The sequence below is a fragment of the Rhodococcus sp. 06-470-2 genome (assembly GCF_002258235.1).
Lineage (GTDB): Bacteria > Actinomycetota > Actinomycetes > Mycobacteriales > Mycobacteriaceae > Rhodococcoides.
This window is the reverse complement of sequence record NZ_NOYB01000016.1, coordinates 37,987-55,819: the sequence shown is the minus strand read 5'-3', so window position 1 is coordinate 55,819 and position 17,833 is coordinate 37,987. Positions and strand designations below refer to the sequence as shown.

General features: G+C 65.0%; 22 protein-coding genes. 13 read left to right on the top strand and 9 right to left on the bottom strand.

The features are described 5' to 3' along the window. The first annotated feature begins 7 nt into the window (after nucleotides 1–7). Both CH276_RS09255 and CH276_RS09250 read left to right on the top strand, forming a co-directional pair. Nucleotides 8–385, top strand: coding sequence for a VOC family protein (locus CH276_RS09255; RefSeq protein WP_094628940.1), 378 nt, complete (start codon nucleotides 8–10; stop codon nucleotides 383–385). Next, nucleotides 366–791, top strand: coding sequence for a VOC family protein (locus tag CH276_RS09250; protein WP_094628938.1), 426 nt, complete (start codon nucleotides 366–368; stop codon nucleotides 789–791). The genes CH276_RS09255 and CH276_RS09250 overlap by 20 nt, the downstream gene beginning before the upstream one ends. Nucleotides 792–795: 4 nt before the next feature. Here CH276_RS09250 and CH276_RS09245 read toward each other — a convergent pair whose 3' ends face one another. From CH276_RS09245 to CH276_RS09230, 4 genes are all read right to left on the bottom strand, one after another. Next, nucleotides 796–1,188: a VOC family protein gene (locus CH276_RS09245; RefSeq protein WP_045197856.1), complete on the bottom strand. Its 393-nt coding sequence runs from the start codon at nucleotides 1,186–1,188 to the stop codon at nucleotides 796–798. After that, nucleotides 1,185–1,706, bottom strand: coding sequence for a mycothiol transferase (locus CH276_RS09240; protein ID WP_032397049.1), 522 nt, complete (start codon nucleotides 1,704–1,706; stop codon nucleotides 1,185–1,187). The genes CH276_RS09245 and CH276_RS09240 overlap by 4 nt, the downstream gene beginning before the upstream one ends. Before the next feature lie 19 nt (nucleotides 1,707–1,725). After that, on the bottom strand, nucleotides 1,726–2,079 hold the full coding sequence (locus tag CH276_RS09235; protein ID WP_032397050.1) for a PLD nuclease N-terminal domain-containing protein: 354 nt from the start codon (nucleotides 2,077–2,079) through the stop codon (nucleotides 1,726–1,728). Between the two features lie 106 nt (nucleotides 2,080–2,185). After that, nucleotides 2,186–2,803 (bottom strand): LysE/ArgO family amino acid transporter, encoded by a 618-nt coding sequence (locus tag CH276_RS09230; RefSeq protein WP_045197862.1) that lies wholly within the window; start codon nucleotides 2,801–2,803, stop codon nucleotides 2,186–2,188. Nucleotides 2,804–2,878: 75 nt separating this feature from the next. Here CH276_RS09230 and CH276_RS09225 point away from each other — a divergent pair, with 75 nt between their 5' ends. Beyond that, a complete protein-coding gene (locus tag CH276_RS09225; RefSeq protein WP_176459178.1) occupies nucleotides 2,879–3,733 on the top strand; it encodes a LysR family transcriptional regulator ArgP in 855 nt (284 codons plus the stop codon). 1 nt (nucleotide 3,734) lies between these two features. Here CH276_RS09225 and CH276_RS09220 read toward each other — a convergent pair whose 3' ends face one another. Then, entirely contained in the window at nucleotides 3,735–4,139 is a 405-nt protein-coding gene (locus CH276_RS09220; protein WP_045197865.1) for a hypothetical protein, read from the bottom strand. A 69-nt stretch (nucleotides 4,140–4,208) separates the two neighbouring features. Continuing rightward, entirely contained in the window at nucleotides 4,209–5,537 is a 1,329-nt protein-coding gene (gene lat, locus CH276_RS09215) for an L-lysine 6-transaminase (protein ID WP_094628934.1), read from the bottom strand. Between the two features lie 124 nt (nucleotides 5,538–5,661). On the opposite strand from lat, the gene amaB reads away from it, so the two are divergent. Genes amaB through CH276_RS09200 form a run of 3 tightly spaced genes read left to right on the top strand, consistent with a single transcriptional unit; the run spans nucleotide 5,662 to nucleotide 8,816 of the window. After that, the gene (amaB, locus tag CH276_RS09210; protein WP_094628932.1) at nucleotides 5,662–7,197 is read left to right on the top strand and encodes an L-piperidine-6-carboxylate dehydrogenase; all 1,536 of its coding nucleotides are present in this window, start codon (nucleotides 5,662–5,664) and stop codon (nucleotides 7,195–7,197) included. A 16-nt stretch (nucleotides 7,198–7,213) separates the two neighbouring features. Then, nucleotides 7,214–8,446 (top strand): hypothetical protein, encoded by a 1,233-nt coding sequence (locus tag CH276_RS09205; RefSeq protein WP_094628930.1) that lies wholly within the window; start codon nucleotides 7,214–7,216, stop codon nucleotides 8,444–8,446. 52 nt (nucleotides 8,447–8,498) lie between these two features. Next, the gene (locus CH276_RS09200; RefSeq protein WP_094628928.1) at nucleotides 8,499–8,816 is read left to right on the top strand and encodes a hypothetical protein; all 318 of its coding nucleotides are present in this window, start codon (nucleotides 8,499–8,501) and stop codon (nucleotides 8,814–8,816) included. Between the two features lie 36 nt (nucleotides 8,817–8,852). On the opposite strand, the gene CH276_RS09195 is transcribed toward CH276_RS09200, so the two are convergent. After that, nucleotides 8,853–10,547, bottom strand: a complete 1,695-nt coding sequence (locus CH276_RS09195) for a cutinase family protein (RefSeq protein ID WP_094629203.1) — start codon at nucleotides 10,545–10,547, stop codon at nucleotides 8,853–8,855. A gap of 104 nt (nucleotides 10,548–10,651) precedes the next feature. On the opposite strand from CH276_RS09195, the gene CH276_RS09190 reads away from it, so the two are divergent. The 7 genes from CH276_RS09190 to CH276_RS09160 all read left to right on the top strand — a co-directional run bounded on the left by CH276_RS09190 (nucleotide 10,652) and on the right by CH276_RS09160 (nucleotide 17,052). After that, entirely contained in the window at nucleotides 10,652–10,906 is a 255-nt protein-coding gene (locus tag CH276_RS09190) for a hypothetical protein (RefSeq protein ID WP_141214683.1), read from the top strand. Between the two features lie 86 nt (nucleotides 10,907–10,992). Then, complete coding sequence (locus CH276_RS09185; protein ID WP_254923852.1) at nucleotides 10,993–11,880, top strand: hypothetical protein; 888 nt, start codon at nucleotides 10,993–10,995, stop codon at nucleotides 11,878–11,880. After that, nucleotides 11,877–14,063 carry a heavy metal translocating P-type ATPase gene (locus tag CH276_RS09180; RefSeq protein ID WP_094628924.1) on the top strand — a complete coding sequence of 729 codons (2,187 nt, stop codon included), beginning with the start codon at nucleotides 11,877–11,879 and terminating at the stop codon, nucleotides 14,061–14,063. The genes CH276_RS09185 and CH276_RS09180 overlap by 4 nt, the downstream gene beginning before the upstream one ends. Before the next feature lie 43 nt (nucleotides 14,064–14,106). Next, the gene (locus CH276_RS09175) at nucleotides 14,107–14,340 is read left to right on the top strand and encodes an RNA-binding S4 domain-containing protein (RefSeq protein ID WP_032397061.1); all 234 of its coding nucleotides are present in this window, start codon (nucleotides 14,107–14,109) and stop codon (nucleotides 14,338–14,340) included. Then, the gene (locus CH276_RS09170) at nucleotides 14,337–15,074 is read left to right on the top strand and encodes a class I SAM-dependent methyltransferase (protein ID WP_094628922.1); all 738 of its coding nucleotides are present in this window, start codon (nucleotides 14,337–14,339) and stop codon (nucleotides 15,072–15,074) included. Before CH276_RS09175 ends, CH276_RS09170 begins: the two co-directional genes overlap by 4 nt. After that, a complete protein-coding gene (locus tag CH276_RS09165; protein WP_032397063.1) occupies nucleotides 15,071–16,588 on the top strand; it encodes an NAD(P)/FAD-dependent oxidoreductase in 1,518 nt (505 codons plus the stop codon). Before CH276_RS09170 ends, CH276_RS09165 begins: the two co-directional genes overlap by 4 nt. Nucleotides 16,589–16,596: 8 nt before the next feature. After that, complete coding sequence (locus CH276_RS09160) at nucleotides 16,597–17,052, top strand: GNAT family N-acetyltransferase (protein WP_094629201.1); 456 nt, start codon at nucleotides 16,597–16,599, stop codon at nucleotides 17,050–17,052. 52 nt (nucleotides 17,053–17,104) lie between these two features. Here CH276_RS09160 and CH276_RS28425 read toward each other — a convergent pair whose 3' ends face one another. Continuing rightward, on the bottom strand, nucleotides 17,105–17,278 hold the full coding sequence (locus CH276_RS28425; protein ID WP_155290817.1) for a hypothetical protein: 174 nt from the start codon (nucleotides 17,276–17,278) through the stop codon (nucleotides 17,105–17,107). A gap of 50 nt (nucleotides 17,279–17,328) precedes the next feature. After that, nucleotides 17,329–17,766, bottom strand: coding sequence for an Hsp20/alpha crystallin family protein (locus tag CH276_RS09155; protein WP_045200692.1), 438 nt, complete (start codon nucleotides 17,764–17,766; stop codon nucleotides 17,329–17,331). Nucleotides 17,767–17,833: the final 67 nt, after the last annotated feature.

Sequence of the window (17,833 nt, the reverse complement as noted above, 5' to 3'; positions counted from 1 at the left end):
GAACACCATGACCCAGACACCCGTTGCCACGCTGAAGATGGTCACCCTGGACTGTGCAGACCCTACGGCCAGCGCGGAATTCTGGTCGTCGTTGCTGGGCTGGAGCGTCGTGCACGCGGAGCAGGACTACGCGATGCTGCAGGGTCCGAGCAGTGCGCTCGGATTCGGTCGCGTCGACGATTACCAACCGCCGTCGTGGCCCAACGCCAACGGCAGCAAGCAGTTTCACTTCGATCTGGCGGTCGATGACCTCGATGTCGCGGCGTCGGCTGCGGTGGAGCTGGGTGCGACGCTGCCCGAGGACCAGCCGGGCGATACCTGGCGGGTGCTGCTGGATCCGGCCGGGCATCCGTTCTGTCTGACCAATGCCGCGAACTGGGGCTGACACGGCTAGCCTTGTCGTCGTGAAACCACGTCTGGCAGGAATCGAGATCGTCGTCGCCGATATGGCCGCAGCTCTGGCGTTCTATCGCGTTCTGGGACTGGACATTCCGGCCGACGCCGATGCCGAGCAGCACGTAGAGGTCGACCTCGGCGGCGTCAGGTTGCTGTTCGACCTGCCGTCCACCATCACGTCGTTCGATCCGACGTGGACGCCGCCCAGCGGGGGCCACCGCGTCGCGCTCGCGTTCGATTGCGGTTCCGCCGCCGGAGTGGACGCGGCGTGGGCAGCGGTGACCGAGGCGGGGTACACCGGACACCTGCAGCCGTGGGATGCGTTCTGGGGGCAGCGTTATGCCGTCGTACACGATCCCGACGGCACCACCGTCGATCTGTACGCGAACCTCTGAGGCGTCAGCTCGACGGAGCGATGATCTGAATCAGGTTGCCGCAGGTGTCGTCGAACACCGCAGTGATCACCGGGCCCATCTCGGTGGGCTGCTGAGTGAACCGAACGCCCAGGCCGATGAGCCGATCGTATTCTGCTGCAACACTGTCCACCGCGAACTGTGTGAACGGGATGCCGTCCGCGAACAGTGCGTCCTTGAACGGTGCGGTTGCGGGATGACCGCTGGGCTCGAGCAGCAACTCGGTGCCTTCAGGATCCTGCGGCGAGACGACCGTGAGCCAACGATCGGGGCCACCCATTGCTACGTCGTGCTTGACGACGAATCCCAGTACCTCGGTGTAGAACGTCAGCGCTTTGCTCTGATCGTCGACGAAGACGCTGGTGATGTCGATTCTCATGCCGGTCCCTCACCTCTCGGCCCGCCGGCCAGTTCGACTGCGACGTCGAGGTGGCCGAGGTGACGGGCGTATTCCTGGAGTACATGGAAGCAGATCCAGATCAGAGTCGGCCGCTCATCGGTGAATCTTCCACCGAGAGTTGCCAATTCGTCCATCCGATGTGTGCTCAGTACTTCTTCGGTGAGCCGGGCACCGTCGTCGAGCCTGGTCAGCAGGGTCTCGGCGTCCACTTCGGCCGGCACATGCCAGGAGCCGTCTTTCTCGTCACCCCACGGCGCGTCGACTGCCCTGCCGAGAAATCCCCAGACGAACCAGCGCTGCTCCATGTGCACCAGATGGGTCAGCATCTGTAGTGGGGTCCACTCGGAGGGTAGGGCTGTGGTGGTCAAGGAATCGCCGCTCAGTGCAGTGATGCGCCGAACCAACTCGCCGCGATAGAAGCGCAGGTACTCGCGAAACAGGTCGGCGGGATCGGAGAGGGCGGAGTTCGGTTCGGGAAACGTCGTCAGCTTGGCCATGGCTTCTCTAGTTGTCGGCTCATTCGCTCTTGCGCTGTTCGCGGGCGATGCGACGCTGCTCCTCGGCGCGGGCGCGGCAGCGGCGTAGGAACTCCTCGTCGCTTTCCTGCGACTGGGCGACGGCACGTCCGGGTCTTGCGTCGTACTCGGGATAGGCCGACGCAGTACGCGGTGCACCGCTGCCACCCCAGATGCCGCCGTTCTCGGGCCGGCCGACGATGAGCCACGCAATGGACCCGGCGAGCGGCAGAACGATGACGAGCAGCAGCCAGACGATCTTCGGGAGGTGCCGGATTCTCGAATCGTCGGCGGTGATGACGTCGATCAAACAGAAGATCGACAGCAGCATGATCAGCAGGCCGAGGTACGGCACGGAAAATCCTCCAGTCTTTTCGAGACCGCGCGGTCGGTCTTTCGCGACTATCAGATCACTCGTTGTACCACCGATCAAGTGCTGCGAACGTCTCGAGTGTCGTGGCTCAGCCGAAAACCAGCAGAGCAGCCAGGGTGAGCATCATCGCTCCGATGCCGAGGTCGAGTACTCGCCACGCCGCGGGCTTGGCGAACAGCGGACTGAGCACCCGTGATCCGTAGCCCAGGGCGGTGAACCACAGGACGCTGCCCAGCATCGCGCCGACGGCGAACCACCACCGCAAGTCCCCCGGCTGTCGGTTGCCGATCGAGCCGAGAAACACCACGGTGTCGAGGTAGACATGCGGATTGAGCCAGGTCAGGGCCAGGCAGGTGGCAAGGGCGGCGATCAGCGAACCCGTTCCCTCCACCTGGGAGGTCATGGCAGCAGGTGTTCGGGCGCGGTTCAACGCCATCAGACCGTAGACGAGGAGAAACAGAGCACCCAGGACGGTCACGATCCGCAGAGCCACGGGAAATCGATCCACGAGGACACCGATTCCAGCCACCCCGGCCAGGATGAGGACCGCATCGGACAGTGCGCACACCGCGACCACCGGTAATACGTGGGCTCGTTGCAGCCCCTTGCGCAGCACGAAGGCGTTCTGCGCTCCGATGGCGACGATGAGGGAAAGTCCGACGCCCAGTCCGGTGAGGGTCGATTGTGCGGCCGCAAGGGAGGTCATGACGGCAACGTTAGGAGCGAGCCGTCATTAGGTCCAGCGAATGTATTTCAGGAACAATTAGCGTAGCTTCATCTGATGGAGATCGAGCAGCTCAGAGCCCTGAGGGCCGTGGTCGACAGCGGAACGTTCGAAGCCGCGGCCCGCGCGCTATACGTGACGCCCTCGGCGATCAGTCAGCGCATCAAGTCACTGGAGCAATCACTCGGCCGGACTCTGGTCCAGCGGAGCAAGCCGGTGGTCGCAACTCAGTCGGGCGTCGCAGTGCTGCGTCTGGCGCGCCAGATCGACACTCTCACCGAGCAGACTCGTGCCGAACTGAGTGACGACGGCGTCGCCGCGCCGATTTCGCTCGCCGTCAATGCGGATTCGATGGCGACCTGGGTGTTGCCCGCGCTCTCTTCACTGGCGCGCAACACCACCTTCGATCTGCATCGACAGGATCAGGACCGGACGGCGCAGTTGCTGCACGACGGGATCGTCTCTGCCGCAATAACGTCCGTTGCCGATCCGGTTCGTGGCTGCACCGTCCGACGCCTCGGTGCGATGCGCTACCGGCCGTCGGCCACACCCGAGTTCATCGAACGGTGGTTCACCGCAGGAGTGACGGCAGAGGCCTTGCGCTCCGCGCCGGTGGTGGTGTTCGATGCCGACGACCGGTTGCAGGACAACTACTTACAGCGATTCGATGTCGAACCGCATGAGCCGCCGAGACATCTGGTGCCTGCGTCCTCGGATTACGCACGGGCCGTCGACCTCGGCTTCGGCTGGGGCATGATTCCGGATCTTCAGGCCCGCGCGACGCTGATGTGCTTCGACGACAACGGAATCGACGACGTGACGCTGTATTGGCAGCAGTGGTCGTTGTCGTCCGCCGCACTCCAACGGGCAGCCGATGCCGTGGCAGAGGGCGCAGAGCGAATGTTGTTGTGATTCAGGCCGGACTGTCGTTCGGCACGATCTCGGGCAGACCGTCGCCGACCGGATCGAGAATCGCCGCCGAGCGGGCACCCCACCGCTCGTGCGCGGATTGCCGCGACATGCCGACGGCCGTCCCGATCGTCGCCCACGTTGCACCCTGAACCCGGAGCACCACCACGGTTTCGATGCCGTCCAGGCCTGCCGCCAGTTGCACGCGCAGGCTGAGTAGATGCCACGCGAGACTCCGACGTGCGGGCAGATCGGAAGATTGATCGGCCTCCCATTCCGGGGTGCCCGGCAGCGGACCGGTGCCGATGATCTCGTCTGCGATACGGCCCGCTTCGGTGGCTGCCGCTGTTACGACCGCCCGCGTTGCAGCGGTGATATCAGCCTCGGCTGCGAGGGTGATGGGATCCATGACCGACCTCCTGTGTCAGGAAAAGCCTGACAGCAGGCCGACCATGTTGTCAAGAGTTACCTGACAATGTCAGAGCATCCTCAGCACCCGGTCGATGGACTGGACGGCCTGGGTCAGCTCGGTTTCGGTGATCGTCAGTGCAGGGCGGAATCGCACTGCCGACTCGCCGCAGCCGAGCGCCAGTACATGTTCCTCGGTGCGCAACAGCTCGATCACTCGGTCGCGGGTGGAGGCGTCGGGCAGGGAGAAGGCGCACATCAGCCCGCGTCCGCGGACCTCGGATACAATCGTGTGTCGAGTTGCCAACTCCTGCAACATGTTCAACAGCACTGCTCCGAGCTCACCGGCGCGGTCGATGAGCTTCTCGGATTCGACCACTTCCAGAATTCGACGCGACCGCACCATGTCGGTGAGGTTGCCACCCCACGTCGAGTTGATGCGGGAGCTGACAGCGAAGACATTGTCGTCGATGTCGTCGACGCGACCGCCGGCCATGACGCCGCAGACCTGAACCTTCTTACCGAAGGCGACGACATCGGGGACGACGCCCAGCTGCTGAAATGCCCATGCGGTGCCGGTCATTCCGGCACCGGTCTGCACCTCGTCCATCACGAACAGCGCGTCGAACTCGTGGCACAGCTCGCGCAGCTTCTGCAGGAAGCGCGGCCGGAAGTGATGGTCTCCACCCTCGCCCTGGATGGGTTCGATGATGGCGCAGGCGATGTCGTGCGGATTGGCCTCGAACGCCATGCGGGCTGCCGCCAGCGATGCGTCCTCGAGTTCGTCCATGTTCGCGTCGGATCTGATGAAGGGGGACGGGATGCGCGGCCAGTCGAATTTCGGGAAGCGGGCGACCTTGTTCGGGTCGGTGTTCGTCAGCGACATCGTGTAGCCCGAGCGTCCGTGGAATGCGTGCTCGAAGTGCATCACCTGCGAGCCCAACGAGGGATCGATGCCGTTGCGCTCGTTCCACCGTGACTTCCAGTCGAAGGCGACCTTCAACGCGTTCTCCACCGCCAGTGCTCCGCCCTCGACGAAGAACAGGTGGGGTAGGCGAGCGTCACCGAGAACCCGCGCGAACGTGTCGACGAATCGGGCCATGGGCACGGTGTAGATGTCGGAGTTGCTGGGCTTGTTCATCGCCGCCTGCATGAGATCGGCCCGAAACTCCGGGTCGTCGATCAGGGCGGGATGGTTCATGCCCAGCGCATTGGACGCAAAGAAGGTGAACAGGTCCAGATAGCGGGTGCCGTCTCTGGCGTCGACCAGGGTGCACCCGGTCGAAGCATCGAGGTCCAGTACCAACTCGAAACCGTCGGCCAACAGGTGTTCGCCGATCACGTCGCGGACGTTGGAGGCATCGATGGTCACTCCGGTGCGCTGTAATACTTGCGTCATGAAGACGAAGATACGCGTTAAAATTCCGTAAGCAAGTCCATATGACAGGAAATTATACTGTTGTGATCGTCGTCGGTAGGCTGATCTCCGACGGTTCGGTTCTCTTCACGGAAGGTGTACGCGCATGTCTGCATCCATCACCCACGACGAGTTGAGTGTGCGCACTCGCGCCATCCTCGACCGGCTGGGTGCCACGATCGCGCTCGACGCCCCCGCGGGACCCGACGCGATCATCGCGCGATCGCCGATCACCGGAGGGAACCTGGCGTCGCTGGCGTCGGCCTCGGCTGCCGACGTCGAGGCCGTCGTCGCCGACGCGCGCACCGCGTTCGTGTCGTGGTCGCAGGTGCCCGCTCCGGCACGTGGTCAGGTGATTCGGGAACTGGGCGAACTGCTGCGCGTACACAAAGAGGATCTGGGCGCGCTGGTGTCCATCGAGGCCGGAAAGATCGTCTCCGAGGGGCTCGGTGAGGTGCAGGAGATGATCGACATCTGCGACTTCGCCGTCGGACTCTCGCGTCAGCTGTACGGCAACACGATCGCCACCGAACGGCCCGGGCATCGGATGATGGAGCAATGGCATCCGCTCGGTGTCGTCGGTGTCATCACCGCCTTCAATTTCCCTGTCGCCGTGTGGAGTTGGAATACCGCACTTGCTCTGGTCGCAGGAGACACCGTCATCTGGAAGCCGTCGGAGAAGACTCCGCTGACCGCCGTCGGAGTGCAGGCGCTGTTCGAGCGTGCCGCCGCTGCCGCGGGCGTGGACCCCAAGATCGCACAGCTGGTGATCGGTGATCGCGCGTCCGGCGAAGCGCTGGTGGATGATTCGCGAGTTGCGTTGGTGTCGGCCACCGGCTCGACGAGAATGGGCCGTGCCGTCGCACCTCGGGTCGCCGAGCGATTCGGCCGGGTGTTGCTCGAACTCGGTGGAAACAATGCCGCGATCGTGACGCCGTCGGCCGATCTCGATCTGACGACGCGTGGACTGGTGTTCTCGGCCGCCGGGACGGCCGGTCAGCGCTGCACCTCGCTGCGACGCGTCATCGTGCATTCCTCGGTCGCGGAGGAACTGGTCGCAAAGCTGGTCGCGGCCTACGAGACGCTCTCCATCGGATCTCCCTTGGCCACAGACACTCTGGTGGGCCCGCTCATCGACGCCGGTGCGTTCGCGGGGTACCAGAAGGCGCTCGAAGCCGCGGTATCCGACGGCGGAACAGTGGTGGTCGGCGGGGAGCGGGTGAACGTGGTCGACGAGTATTCGTTCTACGTTCAGCCCGCGATCGTGACGATGCCCGCGCAGACCGACATCGTCAAGCACGAGACGTTTGCCCCCATCATGTACGTGCTGACGTACGACACCCTCGACGAGGCCATAGCACTGCACAACGATGTGCCGCAGGGTCTTTCGTCGTCGATCTTCACCACCGACCTGCGTGAAGCCGAGCGCTTCCTGTCCGCTGCCGGCTCGGACTGCGGTATCGCCAACGTCAACATCGGACCGTCCGGCGCCGAGATCGGCGGGGCATTCGGCGGAGAGAAGGAAACCGGCGGCGGACGTGAATCCGGTTCGGACGCATGGAAGGCATACATGCGCCGCGCAACCAACACCGTCAACTACTCCAACGAACTGCCCCTGGCGCAGGGAGTGAAATTCGGCTGACGGCATGATCGACAGTATGAAAGTACTGTCGATGATCCTGGCCGGCTTCGTCGTCGGCTATGCGGTCAGTGATATCCGACCCTTCGACTCCCTGCTGAGCAGCACGGCCGAATTCGGTTCACCGACAACGATCGTCAACGGGCTCACCGTCCTCGCGTTGATCGCCTGCCTGGTGAGCGTCGCGCTCGCGCGTTCGAGTGCGCGGGGTGTGCTCGTCGTGGCGATCGGAGCAGTACTCGTCGTCGTGTTCCGGACAGTCGGCATGGTGACCGGGATGTTCGGCGACTGGGCCGGCGCAGTGGGCGCAGGTGCCCTGCTCGGCGCCTCCGCCGTACTCGCGGGGCGACATCGCGGAGCGCAGGCATCGCTGGCCGTCGCGGCGATCGGAGCCGGTCTTCTCGGCACAGCGCTGGATGCCCTGTTGCAAGCCGACGACGGTCCCGTGTTCGTGTGGGATGTCGTCGGTGCCGAGGATGCGGTGGTTCCGGAGCGAGCGATCGTCATGGTGATTGCGGCACTGGGTACGGCGCTCTCGCTCTACCAGGCACACCGCGATGTGGCGTTGCAGTCGCACGAGACCCGACGGACTCTGCTGGTCGGACTTCCGCTGCCCATAGCTGCCGGTGTTGTGAGTTGGTTCGCCGGCGGCCACGACAGTGGGGATGCCGTCTGGCTCGGTGCACTTGCCGGTATGGCCGTTCTTGCTGTGGTGGCCGCGTTCGCATTCCCCGGCCGGGACGGGCGCGTACTGCTGGTGCTGTTCGCGTCGGCCACGATCGGGTCGATGGGATTCGCCGTCGAGGATTCGCTGCAACTCGCCGTGAGTGTCGCGTTGCTGGTCGTCGGAGCGGGGATCGGCTACCGGTGGCCGCAGCTGTACGTCGGACTGGGTGGGCTGCTCGTCGTTGCCGGTGCATCTCTGATCGAGGGCTACGTCGCTCTGCCGTCGTTGTCGCAGTTCGCTCTGCCGTTCGTCGTCGCGTACGCGCTGGTGTCCGTGTTGTCGACGGCGCCGGGTTCGCTGGCCGTCGCGTTGCCTGCGTTGTTCACCATGTCGCTGCCGGTGACGGTGTTCGCCGCGAGCTACCAAGCGGGGCTGTCATTGTCTTCGGACAACGCGGTCGCCACCCGCACGAGCGAGCCCGACCACCTGGTGTTGTCGCTGGCCGGGCTCGTGGTCGTTGCGGTGGTGACGGTTGCCTGCTCAGTGCTGATGCGCAGACCCGCCCAGAATCCGGCGGCTCGGTAGCTGCCGACAGCGTCCATTCCCGCGACGGCACCGTGGCCGTAGCCTGCATGGGATGGCCGATCACAACCGGAACACGGATCTGCCCGACGACGTCTCCGATGTGACATCGGGGTTCTTCCTCGCCGTGGCGATGTTCTTGCCCTCGTATTTCGGTGCCACGCTCATCACCGACGCGCTGCTCGGCCGAGGTGGACTGCCGCTGTCCCCGCTGTTGTGGCTGGTCGTAGCGGTACCTCTGGCGATTGCCATGGTGCATGTCGAGGATCGTGGGCATCGTGATCCGAGGGAAGCTACGCGGCACGGCCTGAGTCCGGTGAATTCGACGGCAAACCGCTTGATGCGACAGCGCACGAGCCCGCCCACCCGATGACTGCGGTGGACGGGCTCGTGAGCGTTCTGCACTGGACTACGGCGCAGGTACAACCTCGGTGGTCATGGGAATCACGGACTCGGCAGCCGTCTCGGTTGCGGTGACGCAGACCGGCGGTGCTCCCTCGACGGGGGTTTCACCCTCGACGGGGATCGTGCACTCGGGGGTCGTCGCGACGACGGCGGGTGCCGGTGTCTCGGCGGTGGTGACGGGTGCAGGCACAACCGGAACGGTGGTGGTCACGATCGGCGACGGGGTTGCCGGGGTTGCCGGGGTGGTCGCGGTGGCCTTCGGAGTCGTCGTTGCCGACGTGGTCACAGGTGCCACGATCGTCTCGACCGCTGCACGTCCGGCCTTCTCCTGCACCTCTTTGGTCTTCACCGGCTCGCCCCGGTTGGCCTGCTCGGCCAGCTGGGTCAGCCAGGCCGCTGCGTACTGCACCGAGGTCAGTGGCTTGCCGTTGGCAGCGTCGGCGTCGCGCCAGTAGTCGAAGTGGTGTCCCGATCCGGGTGCCAGGGTGAGGCCGTACGGGTCGTTCATCACGACGGGGATGGTGTTCTGGTTCGAGGAGATGAATCCGGTGATCTCCTTGAAGATCTTCTGCGGCAGGTACACCATGTCGACCATCTGACCGGTCTCGATGGGCTCCTGCTCGCCGTCGACCTTGGCCGAGACCGGAGTGGTCACTGTGCCGGGCTTGTAGCCGGGCTCCGACACCTTGATCAGCACGTCGAGGAACGTCTCGTCACTCTGCATCCAATTGGGCTGAGAAGCAATGTCGTTGAAGGCATTGACGGCGATGCGTCCCAGTGCCAGCGCCAGATCGGCACCGGTGGCGGGGTTGAGGTTCTCGTTCTGCAGCGCGTCGGCGTTGACCTGGCGACCGACGTTGGCGGCGAGGTGAATCAGTGACGTGTTGGCGGGCAGTGCGCAGGTGAGGTCGCCGTCGGAGCAGAAGGACGCCACTCGGCCGTCGAGCGCTCCGAATCCACCGGACGTACCGGGTAGTGCTCCTTGACCGGGAATTGCGTTGTTGCCGTTCTGGTACCGGGTGTCGAAGCCGTCCGGATTGCTGAACGGGTTCTCGGCGCCGGGGAACGGTCCTTCCCCGGCGACGCGGCCGGCGTCGGCGAAGATGACGACACCGACGACCTGGTTGGGGTCGACGATTCCGTAGGTGCCGTCGGCGGACGCAACCTGGTTACCGACCTCCATCGCGGTGCGGCGGGCAACGTCTGCGCCCTCGCTGTAGCCGACGATGGCGAAGCGGGTCTTGGGGCAGGACGCCGAGATCGTCCTCATGATGGTCTGCGAGTTGGTGACGCCGGTCTGTACGGCGTTCTCGTAGCTCGCCAGGTCTGCCGGATATTCGACGTACACCGCGGCGTAGGAGTCCGGAACCACGTTGCCGTTGTTGGGCGCACGGACGGCCTGGTCGATCCAGTCGCTGGAGTAGTCGCCGGACATCGCTGCGGGGAGCCGCTCGCCCTCGGGGGTGGTGAGCCACTTGACGCCCTCGCGCGGGGTGTCGCCGCGGCCGCCGATAGCGATGCTCACCATGTCGTAGCAGGTTGCGGTCGAGACCAGTTCGATCGATGCCTCGGTGCTCGTGGACGGAGTCGACCACGGTGCGGCAACGACTACTCCGGCACCGAGGGCTCCGATCGCAAACGCGCTCAGCGCGACGCGCGCACGCTTCGACTTGCCAACATTCATGTCTTCGATCCCCATCATGTCCGCCCGAACCGATCCCCACTGCAGTTGCCAATGGGTTACCCGGGGTTTCGTCGGTCGGGTCGTTCGCGTTACAAACCGCATCATTTACCGTCGTACGCATGGCTTTTCGCAGACGAATGACATCGACGGAATTCGACCTGACCGATGGGTCGACCTGCGTCGTGCGCGAGGCGGTGGCGTCGGACCTCCAAACGATCGTGGCTCTGCTCGTCGACGACCCGCTGGGTCTCACGCGGGAGCGCGCCGATGACATGGATCGGTATCGCACCGCCTTCGACGACATCTCATCGGACCCGCGAAACCTGCAGGTCGTGGCGGTGCACGGTGACGAGGTGGTGGGAGCGCTGCAGTAGACCGTCATTCCCGGGCTCGCCCACGTCGGATACAAGATGACACTCGGAACTACCGATTAGATACCCTGGGGGGGTAGGGTAGTGCCGTGAACACAGAACGGCAGGAGCTCGACGCACCCACCAAGCTCGTCGGATTTTTCGTCGGGATGGCGTTCCTGTTCCTGGCGGCGCTGTTCGTCGGGGACAAGATCGGACCCGACGCCCAGGCGACCGCAGCCGCGTCGCACACCGGCCACGACGCGCACGACGAGACGGCTGCCCCGGCCGCAGTGCCAGCCGGGCTCCAGGCCACCCAGGACGGCTACACACTCTCGCTCGAACGATCGGTCGTCGAATCGGGACCGGACGTACCGGTCGCCTTCACGATCAGCGGACCGGACGGGGCGGCACTGACCGACTACGACGTCATGCACACCGAGGAACTGCACCTCATCGTCGTTCGGCGGGATCTGACCGACTTCCAGCACGTCCATCCGACGCGCGACGCGTCGGGAACATGGTCGACGACTCTCGATCTCACCCGATCCGGGCCGTACCGCCTGTTCGCCGACTTCACCCCGGCCGGCGGGGAGAACATCACCCTCGGGGCAGAATTGACCGTTCCCGGCGACTATCGGCCGGAGCCCCTGAGTACACCGAATGTGACATCGAGGGTCGACGGTTACGAGGTGACGCTCACCGGAGCGGTCACCGCAGGCTCGAACTCAATCGTGTCCTTGTCGATCGCGCAGAACGGCCGCGAGGTCACCGATCTCGAGCCGTATCTCGGTGCCTACGGACACCTGGTGGCCCTCCGCGCCGACGACCTCGCCTATCTACACGTTCACCCCGAGGACGGGCCGCCGGGACCGACGGTCGACTTCACCGTCGCCGCGCCGACCGCGGGAACATATGCGCTCTTCCTGGACTTTCAGCACGGGGGCGTCGTGCACACAGCCGAATTCACCATCGAAGCACGGGAGGGGCAGGCATGAGCCAGGAAACCGAACTGATCCTCGGCGGCATGACCTGTGCGTCGTGCGCCAACCGCATCGAACGCAAGCTCAACAAGCTCGACGGAGTATCCGCGACGGTCAACTACGCCACCGAGAAGGCACGCGTCACCAGTGACGGCGTGGCCACCGAGGACCTGATCGCGGCCGTCGAAGCTGCCGGCTACACCGCCTCTCTGCCTGCGGCCGAACCGGCCGACCAGCCTCCCGCCGACCCGTTGAAGCAGCGGCTGATCGTCTCGGCGGTGCTCAGCGTGCCGGTGATCGCGATGGCGATGATTCCGGCGTTGCAGTTCACCAACTGGCAGTGGCTGTCGTTGACTCTCGCCGCGCCGGTGGTCGTATGGGGCGCGCTGCCGTTCCACCGCGCCGCATGGACCAATCTGCGGCACGGCACCTCGACCATGGACACCCTCGTCAGCATGGGCACCCTCGCGGCGTTGGGGTGGTCGCTCTATGCACTGTTCTTCGGCACCGCAGGCACCCCGGGTATGACGCATCCGTTCGAGTTCACGATCGCGCGTACGGACGGGGCAAGCAACATCTACCTCGAGGCCGCAGCGGGCGTTACCACCTTCATCCTGGCCGGACGATGGTTCGAGAGCCGATCCAAGCGCCAGGCCGGCGCGGCGCTGCGCGCTCTGATGGACCTCGGTGCCAAGACGGTGGCCGTTCTGAAAGGCGATACGGAACAAAAGATTCCGATCGAGCAGTTGGCCGTCGGCGATCTGTTCGTCGTTCGTCCGGGCGAGAAGGTCGCCACCGACGGCACCGTCGAGAGCGGCTCCTCGGCCGTCGACCGATCTATGTTGACGGGCGAATCCGTGCCCGAGGAAGTCGGCGTCGGCGACGCAGTGGTCGGCGCGACGCTCAACGTCGGTGGCCGAATCACAGTGCGAGCCAGGCGAATCGGCTCCGACACTCAGCTCGCGCAGATGGCGAAGGCCGTCGAGGACGCGCAGACCGGCAAGGCGCAGGCGCAGCGATTGGCCGATCGTATCTCCGGAATCTTCGTGCCGATCGTCATCGCGATCTCGGTCGCGACACTCGGATTCTGGCTCGGTGCAGGCAGTTCCGCAGCGGGCGCGTTCACTGCTGCAGTCGCCGTGCTCATCATCGCGTGCCCGTGCGCGCTCGGCCTGGCCACACCGACTGCGCTGATGGTCGGCACCGGCCGGGCCGCTCAACTCGGGATCCTGATCAAGGGCCCGGAAATCCTCGAATCCACGCGCCGCATCGATACCGTCGTACTCGACAAGACCGGGACCGTCACCACCGGTGAGATGACGCTGCAGTCGGTTCACGTGGCCGACGGTGAGGACGAGACCGAGGTCCGTGCCGTGGCGGCAGCGTTGGAATCGGGTTCGGAACACCCCATCGCCCGCGCCATCGCGGGTTCGACCCGGTCCATGGCCGTCGAAGAATTCACCAGCCTCGACGGCCTCGGGGTGCAGGGCGTCGTGGACGGTCGCGCCGCGGTCGTCGGGCGTCGCTCGTTGTTGGCCGACTGGTCGATGCCTCTACCCACCGAACTCGCAGATGCTTTCGAGGCCGCCGAACGGCAGGGACGCACTGCCGTCGCTCTCGGCTGGGACGGCAGGGCCCGCGGAGTGCTGGTGGTCGCCGACTCGGTCAAGCCGACTTCGAAGCAGGCCGTCGCGGAACTGCGGGCACTCGGCCTGACCCCGGTCATGCTGACCGGCGACAACGAGGCCACCGCTCGCACGATCGCCGCCGAGGTGGGAATCGACGAGGTCATCGCCGGTGTCCTGCCGACGGGCAAGGTCGATGCCGTTCGGGAACTGCAGGCGTCGGGCAAGGTGGTGGCGATGGTCGGCGACGGCATCAACGACGCGGCCGCCCTCGCCACGGCGGATCTGGGTCTTGCGATGGGTACGGGCACCGATGTGGCGATCGAGGCCAGCGACCTGACGTTGGTGCGCGGTGATCTACGGGCCGTGGGCGATGCCATCCGGCTCTCCCGGCGCACCCTGAGCACGATCAAGGGCAACCTGTTCTGGGCCTTCGCCTACAACGTCGCCGCTGTGCCGCTGGCCGCTGCGGGCCTGCTCAACCCGATGCTCGCCGGTGCCGCGATGGCGCTGTCGTCGGTGTTCGTGGTGAGCAACAGCCTGCGGTTGCGCCGGTTCCGTTCGTCGATGTGACCGGTTGGTAGCAGCGAACGGCTTGCTAGTACAGGATGGAGACATGTCCGACGCACACGATGTCCCCATCCGCGACGAATCGATCAGACTGGGTCAATTCCTCAAGCTCGCCAACCTCATCGAATCCGGTGCCGAGGCGAAGGGCGTGATCGCCGACGGTCTGGTCAGTGTCAACGGGGATGTGGATGTGCGGCGCGGACGGCAGTTGCAGCACGGTGATGTCGTATCGGTCCAGGGTGGGCCCTCGGCCCGCGTCAGCAAGGAAGAGGCACTGTGAAGGTCGGTAAGGGCGGACTGCCGCGCAACGAAGTTCCCGGGGCATTCGATGTCGGTGCCAAGGCGTACGACCGGCTCGTCGGAGCGAACCCCGGTTACCACGAACACCTGCTCAAGTCGGCCAAGCGGCTGCGGATCCCGAACCTGGGTGCAGGCCTGCGTCTGCTCGACATCGGTTGTGGCACAGGCGCATCCACTGCAGCGCTGCTCGAAGCCGCGCCGCATGCCGAGATCGTCGCCGCCGACGCGTCGGCCGAGATGCTCGAGGTCGCGCGGAGCAAGGACTGGCCGTCGAACGTGACGTTCGTGCACTCACGCGTCGAAGATCTGGCGATCAACGGGGTGGACGGTCCGTTCGACGCGATACTCGCCGCGTACCTCATCAGGAACGTCGACGATCCCGACACGGAGCTGAAATCGCTTCTGTCCCTGCTGCGTCCGGGCTCGACCATCGCATTCCACGAGTACTCGGTGCACGACTCGCTGCGGGCCAGGATCTCCTGGAACGTGGTGAGCTGGGGCATCATCATTCCTCTCGGCTGGCTGGCGACGCGCGACGCCACCCTGTACCGGCACCTGTGGCGCAGCGTCGTGACCTTCGACGGTGCCTCGGCCTTCATGCGGCGGATGCAGCGAGCCGGCTACACCGGGGTGGCCAAAGAGACCATGACCGGTTGGCAGAACGGTGTGGTGCACACGTTCCTCGGCTCTCGTCCCGCGGAGGAAGAGCGTTGACCGATTCCAAGAGAGTCACTCATGCTGCGGTGCAGGGATATTCCGACGCCGCACAGCTGGCGGACGTTCCGCAGGTGGTGGTGGTCGGCGGTGGCATCGCGGGTCTGAGCGCTGCCACCGCACTGGCCGAGCGGGGGGTGAAAGTGCACGTGGTCGAACGCGAGAGCTACCTCGGCGGCCGCGTCGGCGGATGGGACACGACGCTCGAGGACGGCTCACCCGCCACCATGAGCCGCGGCTTCCATGCGTTCTTTCGGCAGTACTACAACCTGCGAAACCTGCTCCGTCGCACCGACCCCGAGTTGGCTCGGCTGCGTCCGGTGGACGACTACCCACTGATCGACGGTGACGGCCGGATCGACGGATTCAAGGGCTTGCCCGAAACGCCGCCACTCAACGCCTTCGCGTTCGTCAAACGTAGTCCGACGTTCCGGTGGAAGGACCTCACCGACCTCAACGGTATTGCGGCACTACCGTTGATGACGGTCAGCGTGCCCAAGACCTTCGACGAGCTGGACACCACTCCCGCCGCAGAGTTCTTGCGCAACATCAACTTCCCCGAGGCCGCGCGGCACCTGGCGTTCGGAGTGTTCTCCCGCAGCTTCTTCGCCGACCCCGAGAAGATGTCTGCCGCCGAGCTCGCCATGATGTTCCACATCTACTTCCTCGGCTCCTCCGAGGGCCTGATCTTCGACGTTCCCCGTGACCCGTACCCGCAGGCTCTGTGGAACCCCTTGGGGGAGTACCTCACCGGACTCGGAGTCGACATCAGAACCTCAACTCCGTGCGGCGAGATCAGCCGCGGCGGGTTGCGAAAGTTTCGCGTCGACGCAGGCGGCATCATTGACGCCGACGCGGTGGTACTGGCGACCGACATCGCCGGATTGCAGCGAGTGCTCGAGCAGTCACCCGAGCTGGGGACGCCCGATTGGCGCAAACAGGTTGCTGCGCTGCAGAACACACCGCCGTTCCTGGTACACCGTGTGTGGTTGAGCAAGGCCGTCAACGCCGATCGACCCGCCTTCATCGGCACCGGTGGCATGCCCCCGATCGACAACATCAGCGTGCTCGAACGGTTCGAGGACGAGGCCGCACAGTGGGCTGCCCGCACCGGCGGCTCCGTCGTCGAACTGCACGCCTACGCCGCCGAGGAATCCGAGGAGGTCACGCGTCAGCAGTTGATGGATCGGATGCACGAGATCTATCCGGAAACCGCCGATGCAGAGGTGATCGCAGAACGATCCGAGTGGCGTGACGATTGCCCCATGTTCGGCCTCGGCGCGTTCGCCGAGCGCCCCACCGTCCGCACCCCCGAACCCGCACTGGTACTTGCCGGCGACGGAATCCGTATCGATCTGCCGGTGGCGCTGATGGAACGTGCGGCCACCACCGGTCTGCAGGCCGCGAACACACTGTTGGCGAGCTGGGGCGTCACCGGTCACGACATCGAAACAGTGCCGACGAGTGGGCGATTCAAGATGTTCGACGCCATCGAGAGGCTCATGAACAGGTGAGTTCCGGCATGCGGATCGAGGTCGACGATCTGTCGCGTCCGCAGGTGCAGGCGCTGCTCACCGAGCATCTCGCGGACATGAACGCCACCTCGCCTGCCGAGAGTGTGCATGCCCTGGATCTGTCGGGTCTGCGGGGGTCCGACGTCTGCGTGTGGACGGCTTGGGATGCCGACACACTGTGCGGTATCGCAGCGCTGAAGGAGCTCACCCCGGATCATGGCGAGCTGAAGTCGATGCGGACCACGGGGGCGGTGAGGGGGCAGGGTGTCGCCTCGCGCCTGCTCGTGCATGTTCTCGACGATGCGCGTCGACGTGGGTACGGGCGGGTGAGCCTGGAAACGGGAACCCAGGACTACTTCGCTGCGGCACGCAGGCTGTATGTGCGCCACGGATTCGTCGAGTGCGCACCGTTCGCGGACTACGTGCTCGATCCATCGAGCACGTTCTTCTCGTTGTCTCTGTAGAGGTCCCGATGACGGAGGGCCGGCACCGAGTATTCGGTACCGGCCCTTCTCGTCACGCTGCTTGCTGTGTGTGCGGGTAGAGATCGTCGTCGAGAGGCTCGGCTCGACACTGATCGAGCACATCCGCCGTCGAGCATTCCCTGATGCTCGTCTCGACACCCACCACCGTGCGCCACCACTGCTCACGGTCGGCCGATTCCGTCCACACCACCGCCTCGGATGGCATAGTGCATCACCCCAATGGTTTTCGTGATCTGTTCGGCTGTCCGTTTCGGGTCAGGTCGATTCGTGTTCGATGGACTTCTGCTCGGTGTGTGCGATGTCGATCTTGCGTGGTTTCGCGCGTTCGGCGAGGGGAATGGTGATGGACAGAACGCCGTTGTCGTACGCCGCGGAGATGCGCTCGGTATCGACGCCGTCACCCAACGAGACCTGGCGGCGGAACGTGCCGGCGAATCGCTCCGAGGTAATCCACTGCACCCCAGTGTTTTCCGGAGCGGATCGATGAGCGGTGAGCGTCAACGTACCGCGGTCGACGTCGACATCGATCGATCCGGGGTCGATGCCGGGAAGATCGGCACTGAGCACGTAGTGGTCGTCGACTTTGTAGAGGTCCATCGGCATGAATCGCGGGGCGCGGTCCGAACCGGAAGAGGCACCCAGCATGGCCGAGGTGAGGGAATCGACATCACGGAACGGATCGAAACGAAGCACAGCAACCACCTCCTGTACCCAGATGCGCTCACCCCTGTGGCGAGTCGCTCCTCAACTGTGCAGATCA